Genomic DNA, 17711 nt, shown 5'->3' with positions numbered 1-17711 from the left:
CAAGTCACTTGCTAAAGAGTTCGACTTTCTTAACAATCTTATTAAAAGAAAATAAATCACTGATAAAAATCGATAAAAATGATTTAGAAGTCGCCAAAAAGCTCTTCATATCCCAAAATGTGATCGCAAGGTTTGCACCTCAAATCATCGCGTACATAATTTAAAAACCACCTTCTCTGGAGATGCTTCTGTGCATTTAAGCCCTAATGATGAACATCAATACCGTTACGTAACCTTGGATAACGGATTGCGAGTACTGTTAGTTCACGATCAGAACGCTCAAAAAGCTGCAGCCGCACTCGCCGTTAATGTCGGGCATTTTGATGACCCTACCGACCGAGAGGGTTTAGCGCACTACTTAGAGCATATGCTATTTTTAGGAACTGAAAAGTATCCAAAGGTCGGAGAGTTCCAAAGTTTTATCAGCCAACATGGCGGTAGCAACAATGCTTGGACCGGAACCGAACACACCTGCTTCTTTTTTGACGTTGAATTGAATGCCTTTGAAACCGCACTCGATCGCTTCAGCCAATTTTTCACAGCACCACTTTTTAACGAAGAAGCACTAGACAAAGAACGCCAAGCCGTTGATTCAGAATACAAAATGAAACTCAACGACGACTCGCGACGCTTATATCAAGTTACCAAAGAACTGGTTAATAACAATCATCCATTCTCGAAGTTTTCTGTCGGTAATATCGAGACGTTGGGTGACAGAAACGGTGAAACGATTCGACAAGAGATCTTGGTTTTCCACCAGCAACAATATTCAGCCGATCTAATGACGCTGACACTGTCTGGCAATCAATCATTAGATGAGATGCAAAGTTGGGTTGAGGAGCGTTTTAGCTCGATTACCAATCACAAACTACAAGGTAAAAAGGTTAAAGTACCGATTATTGGCGAGTTAAGCACGGGCGTTCAAGTTCGCGTTGAGCCGATAAAAGAAGTGCGCAAACTTATCTTAACCTTCCCAATGCCAAGCATGGACGAGCACTATGGGATTAAGCCATTATCATTCTTTGCACACCTTATCGGTTACGAAGGCGAAGGCAGTTTGATGATGCAGCTGAAAGAGAAAGGTTGGATTACTTCCCTCTCGGCAGGTGGCGGCGCAAGTGGCAGTAACTATCGTGATTTCACGATCAGTTGCTCAATGACCATCGAAGGCTTAACCAAAACCGATAACGTCGTTCAAGCAATATTTCAGTACATCAAACTCATTGAACAACAAGGCATCGAAGAGTGGCGTTATCTTGAAAAGCGCGCCGTTTTAGAGTCCGCTTTCCGCTTTCAAGAGCCCTCCAGACCGCTCGATGTCGTCAGTCATCTTGTTATCAACATGCAGCACTATCAAGAGCAGGACGTAGTGTATGGCGATTATAAGATGTCGCACTTTGACGAAGAATTACAACGCTCTTTGCTTCCCTACTTATCTGTCGACAACATGCGGGTCACCATCGTAGCTCAAGGCTTCGAGTATGATAGAGAAGCGAAGTGGTACTTTACGCCCTACTCCGTCACACCTTTTAGCCCAGAGCAGACCCAGTGCTTTACGTGCATCAACCCCGGCTGGATGTTTGAGCTGCCAAGTAAAAACCCATTTATTTGCTACGACTTAGACCCTGCTGAACTCGAAGGTGATGCTAAGCACCCACAACTATTAGAAGAACTGGATGGCTTTAAGTTATGGCACCTCCAAGACCATCAATTTCGAGTACCTAAAGGTGTGGTGTATATCGCTATCGACAGCCCACACTCAGTCGCCACCCCGAGAAACATCGTTAAAACACGCTTGTGTGTAGAGATGTTCTTGGACTCGCTTGAAAAAGATACGTATCAGGCTGAGATTGCGGGTATGGGCTACAACATGTATACCCATCAGGGCGGTGTAACACTCACGCTTTCGGGATTCAGCGAAAAGCAACCACAGCTGCTCAATATGATCCTTGAGCGCTTCCAAGCACGCGACTTTAGTCCAACACGCTTTGAAACTATTAAGCATCAATTGCTCAGAAACTGGAATAATGCGTCGCAAGATCGTCCTATTTCGCAACTGTTTAATGCGATGACCGGCATACTTCAGCCAAATAACCCGCCTTATTCCGTATTAATTGAAGCATTGGAAACGATTGAGGTCGATGAACTCTCTTCTTTTGTTCAAGCTATCTTGGCAGAATTGCATGTCGAAATGTTTGTGTATGGTGATTGGAAAAAAGCCGATGCACACAAGATGGCTGAAACGCTAAAAGATGCATTACGTGTTCAAGACCAAGCTTACGAAGAGTCACTACGCCCATTAATCATGTTGGGTGAAAATGGTAGCTTCCAACGCGAAGTCGTATGTAATCAAGATGATTCAGCCATCGTGGTTTACTACCAATGTGCTGATATTTCACCTAAAAATATTGCGCTGTATTCATTGGCGAACCATTTGATGTCAGCTACCTTCTTCCATGAGATTCGTACCAAGCAGCAGCTAGGCTATATGGTCGGCACTGGCAATATGCCGTTGAACCGACACCCAGGTATTGTGTTGTATGTGCAATCACCGAATGCTGCCCCGGCAGACTTATTAGCCTCTATAGATGAGTTCCTCAATGCCTTTTACATGGTGCTGCTGGAGCTTAACGACTATCAATGGCACAGCAGTAAACGCGGGCTCTGGAATCAGATTTCAACGCCAGATACCACCTTGCGCGGTCGCGCTCAACGTTTATGGGTTGCGATAGGCAATAAGGACTTGGAATTCAATCAGAGAGAACATGTCTTGGAAGACCTCAAAGGTCTAACACGCTCAGACATGATGCGTTTTGTGGTCAGCCAGCTTAAACCTCGTACGGCAAATCGCCTGATTATGCATGCACACGGCAATGCTCATAATGAGGAAGAGAAGTTGTCGGCAGGTGTGGAGATTGGCTCAATTGATGAATTTCAGTTACGCCCTAAAGACTGTGAGCTTGGCTGATAAAACTGGAATGAAAATCATAAGGTTGATGTGAAAGCATCAACCTTTTTTCTTGGATGAAGCACAAAATCAGATCTCCTATTACGCTCCTTCGTCGCTTTAGGAGATGACGGTAGTTTCGATTGCAATGCATTAGCCGCAATCCCACTATTAACACTAATCGCTTACTTTCAACTCTCTTTCGTCATTCCCAAGAGGGAGGAACGACTGAGTCGGGAATCTCCTTCCTTTCGCACACTCAAAAAAATAAAAAAAAACCGCATCAATTGCTTGATACGGGCTTGATAATCAATGTGCTAGAACGTTACTTGTAGAGAGCGTTACTTATAAAAAGACTCATCCAAACCAGCACGTGTCAGTAGGCCATCGCATGGCGCAAAACGATCACCGTACTTCTTAGCGAAGTCGTTCATCATTTCGACCAATGACTTAATACCAATTTGATCCATGTATCGGAACGGACCTCCTAAGAATGGAGGGAAACCGATACCGAAAATAGCACCAATATCGCCATCACGTGGGCTGCGGATAATACCGTCATCCAAACAACGAACCGCTTCGTTTAGCATAGGTAACACACAGCGCATCGCGATATCGTTATCGCTCAACTTAGGATCAGGTTGCAGCTTAAGCAGCTTGTAAACTGACTTATCGACTTCCTTTTTCTTACCCTTATAGGTGTAGAAACCTTTGCCACTCTTACGGCCTTTACGGTTGTCATTCAAAAGAATATCGAACACATCAGGGCCTTGGAAACGATCGCCAAGCTCATTCACTAAAATTGGAATAATCTTCGCACCGATATCGACACCCACCTCATCTAATAAGGTGATAGGACCAACCGGGAAACCGAAGTCCAATAACGTGCTATCGAGTTTTTCAATCGGCTCATTTGCCAATAATAAGTGCGCGGCTTCATTCATGTACGGAGCAAGAATACGGTTCACGTAGAAACCCGCCGTGTCTTTAACAACAATTGGCGTTTTGCCTTGCTTCTTCGCTAATGCAACAACTGTCGAAATCGTCTCTTCTGACGTTGTTTCATGAGGAATAACTTCAACCAATGGCATTTTATCTGCAGGACTGAAGTAGTGAAGACCGACAACGTTTTCTGGTCGCTGTGCCTTCTCTGCAATCTTGTGGATTGGCAATGAAGAAGTGTTGGTCGCAAAAATAGTCTCAGGTTTCGCATTCGCCTCAATGTCGGCAATCATCGATTGCTTAAGATCGAGGTCTTCAAATACTGCTTCAATCACGACATCGGTGTGATTAAAGCTCGTAAAGTCGATACCACCAGAAAGCTGCAGCATTTTGCTTTCAAGTTCAGCTTTACTCAAAATGCGACGTTTACGCTGCTTGTCGAACAACTTAAAGTTGTAGTTAAGTGCGTTCAGAACACCTTCATTGGATACGTCTTTGATACGAACCGGTACTTTAGCTTTAGCAACGCTAACATGGCTAATACCCGCCCCCATTAGACCGCCACCCAATACACCAACACGCTTAACGGCTTTAGGTTCTGCGTCTGCACCGTGTTCTTTTTTCATTTCAGTGGTTGCGAAGAAAATAGAGCGGAGGGCTTTAGATTCTGCGGTCATCACCAGTTCAGAGAAACGCTTCGCTTCATACTGAAGGCCTTTATCAAAACCATTCTCTAGGCCATAGCGAATTACATCTAGAATTGCATCTGCTGCTGGGTAATTGCCGCGTGTTTTCTGATTAGTTTTCTTAGAAGCTTGTTCGAAAATCACTTTACGACCAAGGCCATTACGTGAAATCAGCTTTTCTTTAGTTGAAGCCTGATTTTGAGACGCTAGACGCTTGCCTTTTTTTCCGCCTGAGTTCTTTTCAACAAAGCTCTTAGCGACTTCAAGCAAGATAGTTTCTGGCACACAAGCATCGACTACACCGAGCGATTTCGCTTTCTTAGCACGCAGTTGTTTACCCGTAAGAATAAGGTCAAGAGAAGGCAGCAAACCGATAAGGCGAGGTAAACGCTGTGTACCACCAGAGCCAGGCAACAAACCTAATTGAACTTCTGGCAAACCAAGGCGAGTCTTGTCTGAGTCGGTACATACGCGATAATCACAGGCAAGAGCTAGCTCTAAACCACCACCTAAACAAGGGCCATGGATCGCAGCTACGACTGGATAAGGCAAATCAGACAATGTTTGGAACATCTCCTGCCCTTGGCGAGCCAAAGATTGTGCTTCGTCAGCGGTTTTACACGCATCAAGCATTCGCACATCAGCACCAGCGATAAAGTTATCTGGTTTCAGTGAGTGAACGATCAAGCCTTTTACGCGGCTTTGCTTTTCCTTCAACTGCTCGAAGATTGCTTTCATTTCTTCAGCAAAAGCGGCCTGCAGCGTGTTCATTTTTTCGTTTGGCACATCAATCGCTAACCAAGCAATATCTTGCTCATCGATATTAAGAGTAAATGCTGTCGCTTTCTTTTTGGTTGATTCAGTCGCCGACGTTGAATCTGGTTGAGCGACGGTTTCTTTTTCTGTTGTTGCATCAAGAGTCGTAGACATTATTCTACCTCCAAGATCATTGCTGCACCTAAACCACCAGCCGCACAAGCTGTGTTCAGTGCCAAGCCGCCACCGCGACGTTTCAGTTCACGCAGTGTTTGAGTCATCATACGCGCGCCAGTCGCAGCAAACGGGTGTCCGTAAGCAATTGAGCTACCCAGCACGTTGAATTTCTCCATATCAATCTCACCGATCGCTTTGTCACGGCCAAGATTCTTCTGAGCAAACTCGTCACTTGCAAACATTTTGACGTTCGCTAGAACTTGGGCTGCGAATGCTTCGTGCATCTCGATTAGAGTTAGGTCTGACAACTCTAGACCTGTGTTCTTCAACACTTGTGAGGTCGCGTAGGTTGGCCCCATCAACATATCCGTTTCAACACCAATCGCTGAGAATGCATAGCCACGAATATAGCCAAGCACTTCTAAGCCTAGCTCTTTAGCTTTACCTTCGCGCATCAACATCACCGCAGCGCCGCCATCGGTAAGAGGCGTGGCATTGGCTGCCGTTACACTGCCGTATTTTCTATCAAATGCTGGACGTAATTTAGCGTAGCCTTCAACCGTTGAGTCGTGGCGAATATTGTTGTCTTCCGCTAGATACTTTTTATAAGGTGCCGGGAATGCCGTCATCACTTCATCTTTGATTTTCCCGTCTTTCCATGCTTGAGAAGCCAGAGAATGAGATCGATGAGCAAGCGCATCTTGTTCCAGACGAGTGATACCATGAGTTTTTGCCATCTGCTCTGCGGTTTGACCCATTGAAAGGCCTGTAGAATATTCAGCAACAGCAGGTGGCACAGGCATAAGATCTTTAACGGATAACGTTTTTAATATCTTGAGCTTTTGGCCCAACGTTTTCGTTTTACTCAATGCCAATAAATTTGCAGCCAATTTTTTGGAAACACCGATAGGCAATACAGAAGAAGAATCCGCCCCACCAGCAATACCAACATCAATCGTGCCAGCCATAATACTCTCGGCCACGTTAACCGCGGCTTGAAAGCTAGTTGCACAAGCTCGTGTCACGCTGTACGCATCGGTATTAATATCCATACCAGTACCAAGCACAATTTCACGTGCAATGTTTGGCGCTTCTGGCATCTGTACTACTTGACCGAACACGACTTGTTCAATAAGCGCAGGATCGATATCTGTTCGCGCAAGCATTTCACTCACGACCATTTTGCCTAGGTCAACCGCAGGCACTTGACTAAATTCTGTACTCTGACGAGCGAATGGGGTTCGTAATCCAGCGACAACGGCAACACGTTCTCCAGAACGGGTTTTGACTTCCTGTTTGCCCATGGTTTCTCCTTAAAGTTAAGAGGTCTGACCTGAAGCATTGTAAAGAAGTTGTTAATAAAATCAAACGAGCGTTTAAATAAACGTGATACGAGTATCTCACTGTTTGAAAATATAACTGCGCATTCAGGCGAACCTTTTGGGGGGAAAGGTTGTCCTAAGAGACTAAACTATTATGAGTAGGCGCTGTTATTGCAGTGTGTGAAGATTGTTTTCTTGAGGCAAAAAAAAACCACACAAAGCTGTGTGGTCGGAATGTATATAAAGCAATTAACTTAACGCCAATTGAAATAATCAGTTTCCTGATTAGGAGAAAGTAAAGTCAGCCTTCAAAAGGAAGTGTCGTCTTGCTCAACATGCTAGCCACGAATGACTAACTAGACGACAAGGTGTACTATAGCTTGTTCGAAGCCTTAGATTTTGAAGTAGATCAATTTTCATTGTGATTTTACGATTTCCTGCAAATCGGTAGCTCTAAAAACGAAACACAATATAAAAACAAAGCACAACGTATAGAAGACAGCTATACACAGAGCAATTATGGAGGCTCGTGTGTCGATAATAAAAATGTTTGGAAAGAAAACTGCCAAGCGTCCGGTCAACTCTGATATGGACAAACAAAGAAAATACGAAGCACTCGTGCGTGCTTATCATCGTGACCTCTTTCGCTACGCTTATTGGTTATGCAAAGACAAAACCATTGCCGAAGACTTAGTGCAAGAAACTTGCCTTCGTGCATGGAAGTCATTAGATAGCCTTCAAGATGAAAAAGCCGCTAAGTCTTGGCTTATTACTATCTTGAGGCGCGAGAACGCACGTCGCTTTGAACGCAAACAGTTTGATCTAGTTGATATCGACGATCATGGTAATGATGCTAGTGTCAGTGATGACCCGCACCATCAACATTTGTGGTTGCAAGCTCAGATCATGAAGCTTGAAGTCGATTACCGTGAACCGCTCTTCCTACAAGTGATTGGTGGATTTAGTGGTGAAGAGATTGCCGATATTCTCAATCTCAACAAAAACACAGTAATGACACGTTTATTCAGAGCTCGAAATCAGTTGAAAGAGATGCTGGATACAGAAGAGGCAGAGAGGGGGCAACATAATGGATGATTTGGAATTTCGTCGTAGTGTATTGTCGGAACCTAAGCAACGTACACAAGATATTATTGATGCAGCAGCAAACAGCGAAGCCAATAGTCACTTCTTAGACGATGTACTATCGCTTGATAAGCAGATCCATTCAGCAATGAATGTTGATGTGCCAGACGATCTTGCTGATCGCATTCTGTTCAATCAAACATCGAGCGAAGAAAGTAAAGTCGTAAGACCTACGTTTGCTCGACGAGCAATGGCGATGGCCGCTTCAGTTGCGTTCGTTGCAGGCTTATTGGTCGGACAGGTTAATTGGGGAAACGCACTGGTTGCTCCAGCTCAAGCAAGTTTGGTCGATACCGCGATGAAACATGTTGTTGATGAGAAAAGTTTTGTTAGTTCAATCGACGAACAAGTTACATCACAACAGATCAACGCAAAAATGAATCCATTTGCTTACCAGTTTGATGAAGCCTTCCCTTATCATGTGTATTACCTAAACCATTGCGGTTTTGGTAAGTCCAACGCAATGCACATGGTTTTTCAAGGCGAAAAAGGCAAGGTCACTCTGTTTTTAACTGGAATTCCGACTGACAAGTCTATCGACTTTGATGAAAAAGGCATGTCAGGCTCAGTAACACCGATCGATGGCAGCAGTTTGATCCTTGTCGGCGAAGATGGCGAGGATGTCTCTAAAATCGCCGAAAAGCTAACCAAAATGATTAAACCGATGAGCTAATTCGCTCTCAAAGCCCCGTCACAAAAGGCCCAGCAAGTATATCACTGATATTGCTGGGCTTTATTTATCAATAAACCGCAAAATCATTCACCACATCAACACCTCTAGAGTTAAAACTCTAAAAAACAGCATTTCACACCATTTTCGTGCCAGATAGGCGTCATTTCCATAATTTTACCCTCAAAATTTCCAATGGTCGGATATGTATATCGTATACTTGCGAATAGGATCAGCCACCATTGAGCAATTGCTCAAATTAATCGCCCTGTAGAGGCGGATATATAAAGGAATAAATGAATGACTACCAACAACACGCGTCTGTTTAAAAAGTCTCTTTTAGCAGTAACCATTACACTGGCGTCTTCGCAAGCGATGGCAGCAGGTTTCCAACTTAACGCACAATCAGCAACCGGCATCGGCCGTGCTTTCGCTGGTGATGCAGTAATCGCAGATAACGCATCAGTAATGGCACGTAACGCTGCAGCAATGGCACTGTTTGATAAAACTGAGTTATCTCTTGGTTTTGAAAGCATCACTTCAATGATTGAAGTGAAAGATGCAACTTACAAAGGCTTCATGGGCGGCAATTCGAGTAATGCTGACTATGACGATGCTGGTGATACTTCTATCGCACCAAACATTCACCTTATCGTACCGATAAATGAAAAATTTGCTGTAGGCTTCAATGCTTACTCAAACTTCGGTACAAAAACTGAGTTCAGCGATAGCTATGTTGGTGGAGAATACGGCGGCCTTACAGATGTAAAAAGTGTTAACTTTGGTCTGGCTGGTTCGTACCGCTTAAACGACCAATGGAGCTTTGGTGCTGGACTTGACCTTATTTACGGTAAAGGTGAACTGAAACGAACAATGAGTTCAGAGGTTAATACTCCTGCACTTCCAGGCTTACCACAAGCAGGACAAACTGTTCTAGATGCTGAAGCTGATGGTTGGGCAGTAGGCTTCAATCTTGGTACTGTTTTTGAATTAAATGAAAACAACCGTTTTGGTTTGGCTTATCACTACTCGCCAAAACTTGAAGCTGAAGGCGATATTAGCTACCAAGGAACTGAATATAAAGACGATACTCTTTATATGCCTCTACCTGATATCGTTGAGTTCTCTGGTTTCCATAAAATTGAAGATACGAAATTCGCAGTTCATTACTCAGTGCAATGGATTGGCTGGAGCTCATTTGACAAGCTAGAAGCTGAAAAAGCAGGTGTTCTAAATAATTACGAATGGCAGAATGGTATGCACTACTCTCTAGGTGGTACATATTACATGAATCGTGATTGGACACTTCGTGCGGGCTACATGTATGACACGAGTGCACAAGATGAAGTAACTTCAGTTTCGGTACCAGATTCAGATCGCCAATGGTTCTCAGCTGGCTTCACATACCACATCAACGAAGCATCAAACGTAGACTTTGGTTTCACATACCTGATGGGTGATGATGTTAAAGTTAATGAATCAACTTCTGTTGTTTCGTCAATTTCAGCAACAACTCGTGCTGATGCAATTCTGATGGGTCTGCAATACAGCCGCAGCTTCTAATATAAGCTAATGAGTAATCCCAAAGGGTCGCATTATGCGACCCTTTTTTATTGCATAACCCACTGACCAACATCAATTTAAGCTTACAACTGTAGCCTGCAGAGGCAAAATATGCCTACAAGTGTACGCTCAAACTTCGCAACACAGCCGAAACATTTAGATTATTTCTCTAATAATTAAACACATTTACTCATTTAATCCCTAAAACACTGTTTTATTCGAATTTCATTTTTAAAGTAATAACTCTAAACGTAGAATCACGACACTAAATACTTATGATTCAGCGAACATAATAATGAAAATGAATAAGACTCTTCTATCTGCTGCAGTGGCAGTTGGACTACTATCGACTTCTACCGTAACTCACGCGGCCGGTTTTCAACTAGCAGAATACTCAGCAACAGGTCTTGGCCGTGCTTACGCTGGTGAAGCTGCAATCGCAGACAATGCTGGTTCACAATGGCGCAACCCAGCCCTTCTTACTTATCTAGAAGGCACACAGGTTTCTGTTGGCGCTATCTATGTTGATCCAAATATTGATATCGACGGTACTTCAACATCAGGTAGCACATCTACACCTTCAAATTCTAGCGATTTCGCTCATAGTGCAGTGATTCCAAACTTTTATGTTTCTCATAAATACAATGATAAGTTTGCATTAGGTTTTGCAGCTGGTACCAACTACGGTATGGAAACAGACCTAGGCACAGACTTCGGTGGTGCGAACCACGGTAACGAAGCAAGTGTTACCACAATGGAGCTAAACCTAAACGCAGCATACCAAGTACTAGAAAGCGTATCTATTGGTGGTGGTATTCGTTATGTAATAGCTGAAGGCAGCTTTGGTGCTACTGCCGCTGCAACTTTACCTGTAGGTACAACTCTGAAATACATGGAAGGTGATGACACTGCATGGGGTTGGCAAGTAGGCACTGCGTGGCAAATCAATGAAAACAACCGCCTTGGTTTTACCTACAAATCAGAAGTTGACCTTACACTTGAAGGCCACGCAAAAGGTGTAGGTTTTGATGCCGTAGCCGGCGCTATAGGTACTCCGGTTAAGTCTCAATACAATGGTTCAATGCAACTAGCATTGCCGGCTACTGCCGAACTAGCGAGCTTTCATCAATTAACTGAGAAAGTTGCAATACATGCGAGTGTAAACTGGACGAATTGGAGCAGCTTTAAAGAGTTAGTTGCCGATATCCCTGAGTTTGGACCTGCTAGTTCGCAAGATATAAAAGAAGAAAATTGGGAAGACAACTACCGCTTTGCGATTGGTACAACTTACCAAATGACACCTAAGCTAGCGTTACGCTCTGGTATTGCCTACGATACTTCAGCTGTAAGCGAAGAACACCGTACAGCGACGATTCCAGAAACAGACCGTACTTGGTTAAGTATTGGTGCTGGCTACCAATGGTCTGATCAATTAACTCTAGACGCAGGTTTCACTTACATTCTAGCGAAAGATGCAAAAATGCTTGAAGACGATGCAAGTTCAGCACCGTTTGGCGGCACTTTCGAAGGTGAAGTGACAGGTAGCATCTGGTTAGTGGGTATCCAAGCTAACTACCGCTTCTAATCTATTTACTGAATCAAAGTAATAAACATTAAAAAGGCTCAATGTTCTTATCAACATCGAGCCTTTCTTTTATCTGATATTCAAAACCTTATATCTAGTAATCTTCTAGGTATCCGTCAATGAAATCTTCTTCTTCAAGATCGACTTCTTCCGGTTCGATTTCGGCTTTAAAATCACGACGCTGAATGTAAACTTCACGAGTCAGAGCATATGGATCTGGCGAGTCATCCAACAGAGCTTCTTGAGAAACTAACTGAGCACGAGTTTCCATGCCTTCGAACGCCCACTTTCCGAGGCTCGCCCAGAAGCTAATTAATGACAAAGGTACATACAGACTATCCACTTGCTCCGTCACTTCACGAGTCGTAATAGGACCATAACCCGGCACCATAAAGTACGGCCCATTCCCTACTCCATAATGACCAATCGCATCAGAAAACGACTTGTCGTCATATTTGGTGATACCCGCTTCACTGGCAATATCAATTAGGCCCAACAGACCAAAGGTTGAGTTAATCCAAAAACGGTTGAAATGGTCGAGTGCTTTCTCGCCATTACCCATGAATATGTTGTTCACCATGCTCGCAGGTTCGTCTAAGTTGGCTAAAAAATTTGAGATACCAGAGCGAACTGGAACAGGGGTATAGCCAACATAAGCGAGTGAAACAGGACGAACTAAATAAGGATCAAGATATTCGTAGTTGATATCCCACATCGCTCGGTTGAACCCTTCGAAAGGGTCATTCGGGTGGGACTCTTCGACGTATTCAGAGGTTTCGAGATTATTATCGTTCGTGCTTTCATCTGGCGCGCTAGAACAGCCCACCGTTAAGCTTGCGATAAAAAGTAAACTCGAGAGTCTTAAAACACTGACAGACATATCACCTTTTCCATAAGGAATAATAAAAAAGGCCAGCAATCGCTGGCCTCAATTGTTTTGCGTAAGTCTATACCGTTTGTTGCAAAATCGGAATAGCTAACACCTATGCAAAATGATGATTAATATTGCTTATTGATATTAATGGTCACTGGAGCACCCAGTTCAACCACTTCACTTTCACCGTACCAATCACCATCGCGAGTTGAAACGTTACCATCTGTATCAAGCCTGGCTCTAACCATCAGAGTTTCAAGGCTAGACAACTTTGAACCTTCCATCATGCTGTTACCATCATCGAGAACAACAGTACGTGGGAAAGAACCCAATGGGTAACGGGCTGCAGCGACCGGCATTGGCGAACCATCAGCTCTATGTACCGAAACAACCAACACAGACTTAGGATCGGCATTCACATCGCCAGACAACTCAAGCGTTACTGCAACACTCTTACCTTGGTCAACACCCATAGTGTCGCCCATTTTCTTCTGAGCACTTTCAATACTGCGTGACAACATCTCGTAGCGACTGTCTTGTGGACCAATCATCTGTTGCATGATGCTCCAATACTTCACTGCACCCGGGTAATCTTGACGTTCAAAAGAATCAAACGCTAGCAGTGAGAACACTCGAAGGTCGACATAATCGTTTTGGATCAAACGGCTCAAAATCAAACGCGCTTGGTTTTGATCGGCTTCATCAGGTGAAAGCATCAGTGCTTGAGCAAAACCTAGCTGAACATCTTCATTCTTAGGCTCAAGTTTGTAAGCTCTTTCCATAGAATCTTTCGCTGTTTCAGCGTCACGGTTTGCTAATGCAATACGGCCAAGCAATAACCAACCCGTTGAATCTTTTGGTTGATAGTGAAGACGAGTACGAAGCGCTAGAGTTAAATCTTCAAGTTCATCATCGGTAAGCGTTCCACCTTCTGATGACATTAACTTTTTAGACAACTCAGGAAGGTTCGAACTCACTTCTTGCCAGTGTTGAACCTTATCTAATGCACCAAACTGGAAGTACATACCATAAGTCACAACCAGAACCAGAATCACTGACGGTACAACGACACCCAGCGTAGATATCTGTGTTCTCTTGATTTTTTCTTGCGTTGGAACGTCATCAAGTAGCGACTGTTTTAAGTCAGCGATCAGTTCTTGCTGGTTATCAACAAGGCCTTCTTCAGCTTCTACTTCTAATTCAACTAAGCGATCTTTATAGAAGGCTTTATTCAACTCATCACGAAGCACTTCATCGTTGTTTTCCTTCTTGTTCAAAAAAGGCAGAACAATCATTAAAATCGCTGCTAGCGAAAGGACAATTGTAGAAATCCAAAATAGAGTCATTACTGTTTATCTCCGTCGTTCTCTTCGTCGAGTAACGCTTTTAAACGTGCTTCTTTGTCTGCATCCCAGTCTTTATTGGACTCTACTGCTTTTGATTTTGACTTTCTGCTTCGTAAAACAATCAAACCAAAACCTAATACAACAACCGAAAACGGACCAACCCATAGGATCGATGTCGCCAAGGTCAGTGGCGGGTTGTACGTTACAAAGTTACCGTAACGAGCAATCATGTAATCAATAATTTCTTGCTCAGACTTGCCATCTTTTGTCATCTCATACACTTTTTGACGCAAGTCGACCGCAAGTTCCGCGTTCGAATCACCAATCGTATTGTTCTGACATTTTGGGCAACGAAGCGTATTGCTCAAATCTTTAAATTGCTGCTCTTGATCGACCGTATCAAACTCATGAAATTCGATAGGCGCCGCCGTTACCGACGCAGAGATAGCGAACGTGGCGAACATTGCTACAAGTGTTTGTTTAATCATTTCGCCTCCTCCAATAACTCTTGGTACATCGGCTGAAGCGTCGATGCCCAGTTAGTCGGGTTCACGTCACCAACATGGCGGTAACGAACCACGCCGCTGGCATCAATGAGGAAGGTTTCAGGAGCGCCATATACGCCAAGGTCAAGACCTAACATACCGTTGCCATCGAACAAGCTGATTAAGTACGGGTTGCCCAGTTCTTTTAACCAACCAACCGCTTTATTGCGATCATCTTTGTAGTTAAGACCAATGATCTTAACGCCTTGATCCGCTAACTTATTCAGGTAAGAGTGCTCTGCATAACAAGTAGGACACCAAGTCGCCCACACATTAAGAAGCAGAGGCTCACCTTTAAAGATAGCTTGATCATGAAACTTACCCGGCTGTTCCAAATCCTCTAGGCCAAACTCAGGAACCTGCTTACCAATCAATACGGATTCAAGTTTAGTCGGGTCATCACCCGACTGGTTACGCATCAATTGAGTTGCAAAGATTCCAGCTAGAACCATGAACGCAATCAATGGAATGAATAAAATCTTCTTGTTCATTCGAATTAAGCCTCCTGCTCTTGAGCCGACTTTTTCGTTGGCTTACGGAAACGGTAACGACGGTCACTGATAGCAATCACACCACCAATCGACATGATCAAAGAACCCGCCCAGATCCAACGTACAAATGGTTTGTAGTAAATACGTACAGCCCAAGATTTGTTGTCGTCTAAACGTTCACCCATTGCGATATAAAGATCGCGCGTTACGCCACGATCAATCGCAGCTTCAGTCATCATAGACTTAGCTGTGGTGTAGAAACGTTTTTCAGCGTGAAGCGTGTTGATGTATTTGCCTTCTTTGGTAATTTCAAAGTCAGCAATGTAACCATCATAGTTAGGGCCATCTTTGTCACGAACCCCTGTAAACAGGAAGCTGTATTCTTCAAGTTGGTAGCTTTCGCCTGGCGCTAAACGCACATCACGTTCGATGCTGTAGTTTTGCACCATCGCGATACCGATCACTGTTACGGCTAAACCCATGTGACCACAGATCATTGCCCAATGGCTACGAGGCAGCTTAGTTAGGCCTTTCATGAAGGTATGACGGTGTGTTGCACGCTCATGCAGCTCAAAGCCGTGCATGAAGAAGATCCAGAACGCCATCACCCAACCAGCAAAAGCAGTACCACTAAAGCGATCAGCTAGCATGGTCACCATTAGCGCACTTAAACCTAACGAGAAGATACCCGAAACTAACATTGGCTTAATAAGCTTAGACAGGTTGTCACGTTTCCAACGGATCAGTGGACCGATACCCAATAGGAACGAGAACGGGATCATTAACCAGAAGAACAACATATCAAAGAATGGTGCACCGATTGAAACCGAGCCCAGCCCTAATTGCTTATGAACAAGTGGTAGCAACGTACCCACTAACACAACCACTAACGCAGCAATCAATAAGATATTGTTGCCGAGTAGTGCGTTTTCACGAGAAACCAAATCAAAGTTACCACGGACACGAACCGATGCGCCTTTAACAGCAAACAACAGCAGTGAACCACCGATAACGAACACTAGGAAACCTAGAATAAACATACCACGAGCAGGATCTGACGCGAATGCGTGAACCGATACCAAGATGCCCGAACGAACTAAGAATGTACCTAGTAAGCTTAAAGAGAATGCAGAGATAGCCAGCAATACTGTCCAGGCTTTAAATGTGCCACGCTTTTCTGTTACCGCAAGCGAGTGCATCAGCGCGGTACCAGCCAACCAAGGCATGAATGAAGCGTTTTCTACTGGATCCCAGAACCACCAGCCACCCCAGCCAAGTTCGTAGTAAGCCCACCATGAACCAAGTGCGATACCTACCGTTAGGAATAACCATGCCGCGATTGTCCAAGGACGAGACCAACGAGCCCAAGCCGTATCTAGACGCCCGCTCATTAGAGAAGCAATAGCGAAAGAGAACGCAACCGAGAAACCTACATAACCCATGTAAAGCATAGGCGGGTGAATAATCAAACCCGGGTCTTGCAGTAATGGATTCAAGTCACGGCCATCGACAGGAAAGTAAGGCAGTGTACGTAAGAACGGGTTAGACGTTACGATAATGAACAGCAAGAAGCCGACAGTAATCAAACCCATGATAGCCAGTACGCGAGCCACTGACTCTTGAGGCATACCACGGCTAAACGTCGCTACTGCAACCGTCCAACCCGCTTGGATAAGAACCCAAAGCAGTAATGAACCTTCATGAGCACCCCAAACCGCTGTGATTCGGTAGTACCAAGGAAGTTGGCTATTCGAGTTACTTGCTACGTATTGAACCGTAAAATCATTGGTGTAGAACGCGTAGCACAAGATAAAAAACGAAATCGCTAGGAATCCGAACATACCCCATGATAGCGGTCGTGCACTATTCATTAATAATGTGTTATTTCGAGCTGCCCCATACAGCGGGAGCACACTCAATAGCAATCCCAGCCCTAAGGACAGGATCATGGCAAAGTGGCCGATCTCGGCTATCATTGAGCACTTCCTTCTTTTTGTTCTGTCGAGTACTGCATTGGCTCATGGGTTTTCTTCATTGCTTCAGCAACTTCAGAAGGCATGTACTCTTCATCGTGTTTCGCTAAGACTTCGAAAGCTTCAATTGTTGTCGCATCTTTCAGAACGCCTTGAGCAACAATACCTTGCCCTTCACGGAAAAGATCAGGAAGAATGCCATCGTATAAAATCGTTACTTTAGGACCAACATCTTTCAAGTCAAAGCTTACACGTAGTGATTCGTTGTCACGGCTTACAGAACCGACTACAACCATGCCACCAATACGCAGACGTTGGCCAACTTCAGGTTTCTTGCCGTCTTTGCCGTTAACAAGCTCAGTTGGCGTGTAGAACAGATCCATGTTCTGGTTAAGCGCATAAACCATTAATCCAACAGTTGCACTGATACCAAAAAAGATCGCTAAGACAATGCCCAGCCTCTTTTTACGTCTTGGGTTCATAGAGTGTTCTCCATATTTTTTGCTGCATCGATACGAGCTTGACGATCAATCTTAGCTTGTACTTCATTTAGTAATTGCTTACCACGACGAACGCTTAAGACCAGTAAAATGATCATCGCGAGGAATGTGATTCCAAATGCACTCCATACATATGAGGCGTAGCCACCCATGGCAAAGAAATCACTCAGAGATTCAAAATACATAATTAC

The 17711-nt window shown here is 44.1% G+C and carries 14 protein-coding genes; 5 read left to right on the top strand and 9 right to left on the bottom strand.

All coding sequences use genetic code 11. The features are described 5' to 3' along the window. Positions 1-190 precede the first annotated feature (190 nt). On the top strand, positions 191-2968 hold the full coding sequence (locus tag AC3CH4_RS04150) for an insulinase family protein (RefSeq protein WP_488543335.1): 2778 nt from the start codon (positions 191-193) through the stop codon (positions 2966-2968). 320 nt (positions 2969-3288) lie between these two features. Here the strand turns inward: AC3CH4_RS04150 and fadJ are convergent, their stop codons facing one another. Then, a complete protein-coding gene (fadJ, locus tag AC3CH4_RS04145) occupies positions 3289-5505 on the bottom strand; it encodes a fatty acid oxidation complex subunit alpha FadJ (RefSeq protein WP_488543334.1) in 2217 nt (738 codons plus the stop codon). Beyond that, on the bottom strand, positions 5505-6812 hold the full coding sequence (gene fadI / locus AC3CH4_RS04140; protein WP_488543333.1) for an acetyl-CoA C-acyltransferase FadI: 1308 nt from the start codon (positions 6810-6812) through the stop codon (positions 5505-5507). Before fadI ends, fadJ begins: the two co-directional genes overlap by 1 nt. 564 nt (positions 6813-7376) lie before the next feature. Between fadI and AC3CH4_RS04135 the strand changes: the two genes are divergently transcribed. From AC3CH4_RS04135 to AC3CH4_RS04120, 4 genes are all read left to right on the top strand, one after another. Further along, the gene (locus tag AC3CH4_RS04135) at positions 7377-7925 is read left to right on the top strand and encodes a sigma-70 family RNA polymerase sigma factor (RefSeq protein ID WP_029224857.1); all 549 of its coding nucleotides are present in this window, start codon (positions 7377-7379) and stop codon (positions 7923-7925) included. Next, the gene (locus AC3CH4_RS04130; protein WP_488543332.1) at positions 7918-8646 is read left to right on the top strand and encodes a DUF3379 domain-containing protein; all 729 of its coding nucleotides are present in this window, start codon (positions 7918-7920) and stop codon (positions 8644-8646) included. The genes AC3CH4_RS04135 and AC3CH4_RS04130 overlap by 8 nt, the downstream gene beginning before the upstream one ends. 297 nt (positions 8647-8943) lie before the next feature. After that, complete coding sequence (locus AC3CH4_RS04125) at positions 8944-10206, top strand: outer membrane protein transport protein (RefSeq protein WP_488543331.1); 1263 nt, start codon at positions 8944-8946, stop codon at positions 10204-10206. A 295-nt stretch (positions 10207-10501) separates the two neighbouring features. Beyond that, complete coding sequence (locus tag AC3CH4_RS04120; RefSeq protein WP_473577017.1) at positions 10502-11791, top strand: outer membrane protein transport protein; 1290 nt, start codon at positions 10502-10504, stop codon at positions 11789-11791. A 94-nt stretch (positions 11792-11885) separates the two neighbouring features. Here the strand turns inward: AC3CH4_RS04120 and AC3CH4_RS04115 are convergent, their stop codons facing one another. The 7 genes from AC3CH4_RS04115 to ccmD all read right to left on the bottom strand — a co-directional run bounded on the left by AC3CH4_RS04115 (position 11886) and on the right by ccmD (position 17705). Continuing rightward, the gene (locus AC3CH4_RS04115) at positions 11886-12671 is read right to left on the bottom strand and encodes an MlaA family lipoprotein (protein WP_016790906.1); all 786 of its coding nucleotides are present in this window, start codon (positions 12669-12671) and stop codon (positions 11886-11888) included. A gap of 119 nt (positions 12672-12790) precedes the next feature. Then, the gene (ccmI, locus tag AC3CH4_RS04110; RefSeq protein ID WP_146456876.1) at positions 12791-14011 is read right to left on the bottom strand and encodes a c-type cytochrome biogenesis protein CcmI; all 1221 of its coding nucleotides are present in this window, start codon (positions 14009-14011) and stop codon (positions 12791-12793) included. Next, positions 14011-14499 carry a cytochrome c-type biogenesis protein gene (locus AC3CH4_RS04105; RefSeq protein WP_017084526.1) on the bottom strand — a complete coding sequence of 163 codons (489 nt, stop codon included), beginning with the start codon at positions 14497-14499 and terminating at the stop codon, positions 14011-14013. Before AC3CH4_RS04105 ends, ccmI begins: the two co-directional genes overlap by 1 nt. After that, positions 14496-15047, bottom strand: coding sequence for a DsbE family thiol:disulfide interchange protein (locus tag AC3CH4_RS04100; protein WP_017076803.1), 552 nt, complete (start codon positions 15045-15047; stop codon positions 14496-14498). Before AC3CH4_RS04100 ends, AC3CH4_RS04105 begins: the two co-directional genes overlap by 4 nt. 5 nt (positions 15048-15052) lie before the next feature. Continuing rightward, positions 15053-17023: a heme lyase CcmF/NrfE family subunit gene (locus AC3CH4_RS04095; RefSeq protein WP_017084525.1), complete on the bottom strand. Its 1971-nt coding sequence runs from the start codon at positions 17021-17023 to the stop codon at positions 15053-15055. After that, the gene (gene ccmE / locus AC3CH4_RS04090; RefSeq protein ID WP_017076805.1) at positions 17020-17502 is read right to left on the bottom strand and encodes a cytochrome c maturation protein CcmE; all 483 of its coding nucleotides are present in this window, start codon (positions 17500-17502) and stop codon (positions 17020-17022) included. The genes AC3CH4_RS04095 and ccmE overlap by 4 nt, the downstream gene beginning before the upstream one ends. Next, positions 17499-17705 (bottom strand): heme exporter protein CcmD, encoded by a 207-nt coding sequence (ccmD, locus tag AC3CH4_RS04085; protein WP_004736230.1) that lies wholly within the window; start codon positions 17703-17705, stop codon positions 17499-17501. The genes ccmE and ccmD overlap by 4 nt, the downstream gene beginning before the upstream one ends. Positions 17706-17711: the final 6 nt, after the last annotated feature.

Source organism: Vibrio sp. QJM3NY_26 (assembly GCF_057786005.1).
This window is presented reverse-complemented; position numbering and strand designations above follow the sequence as displayed.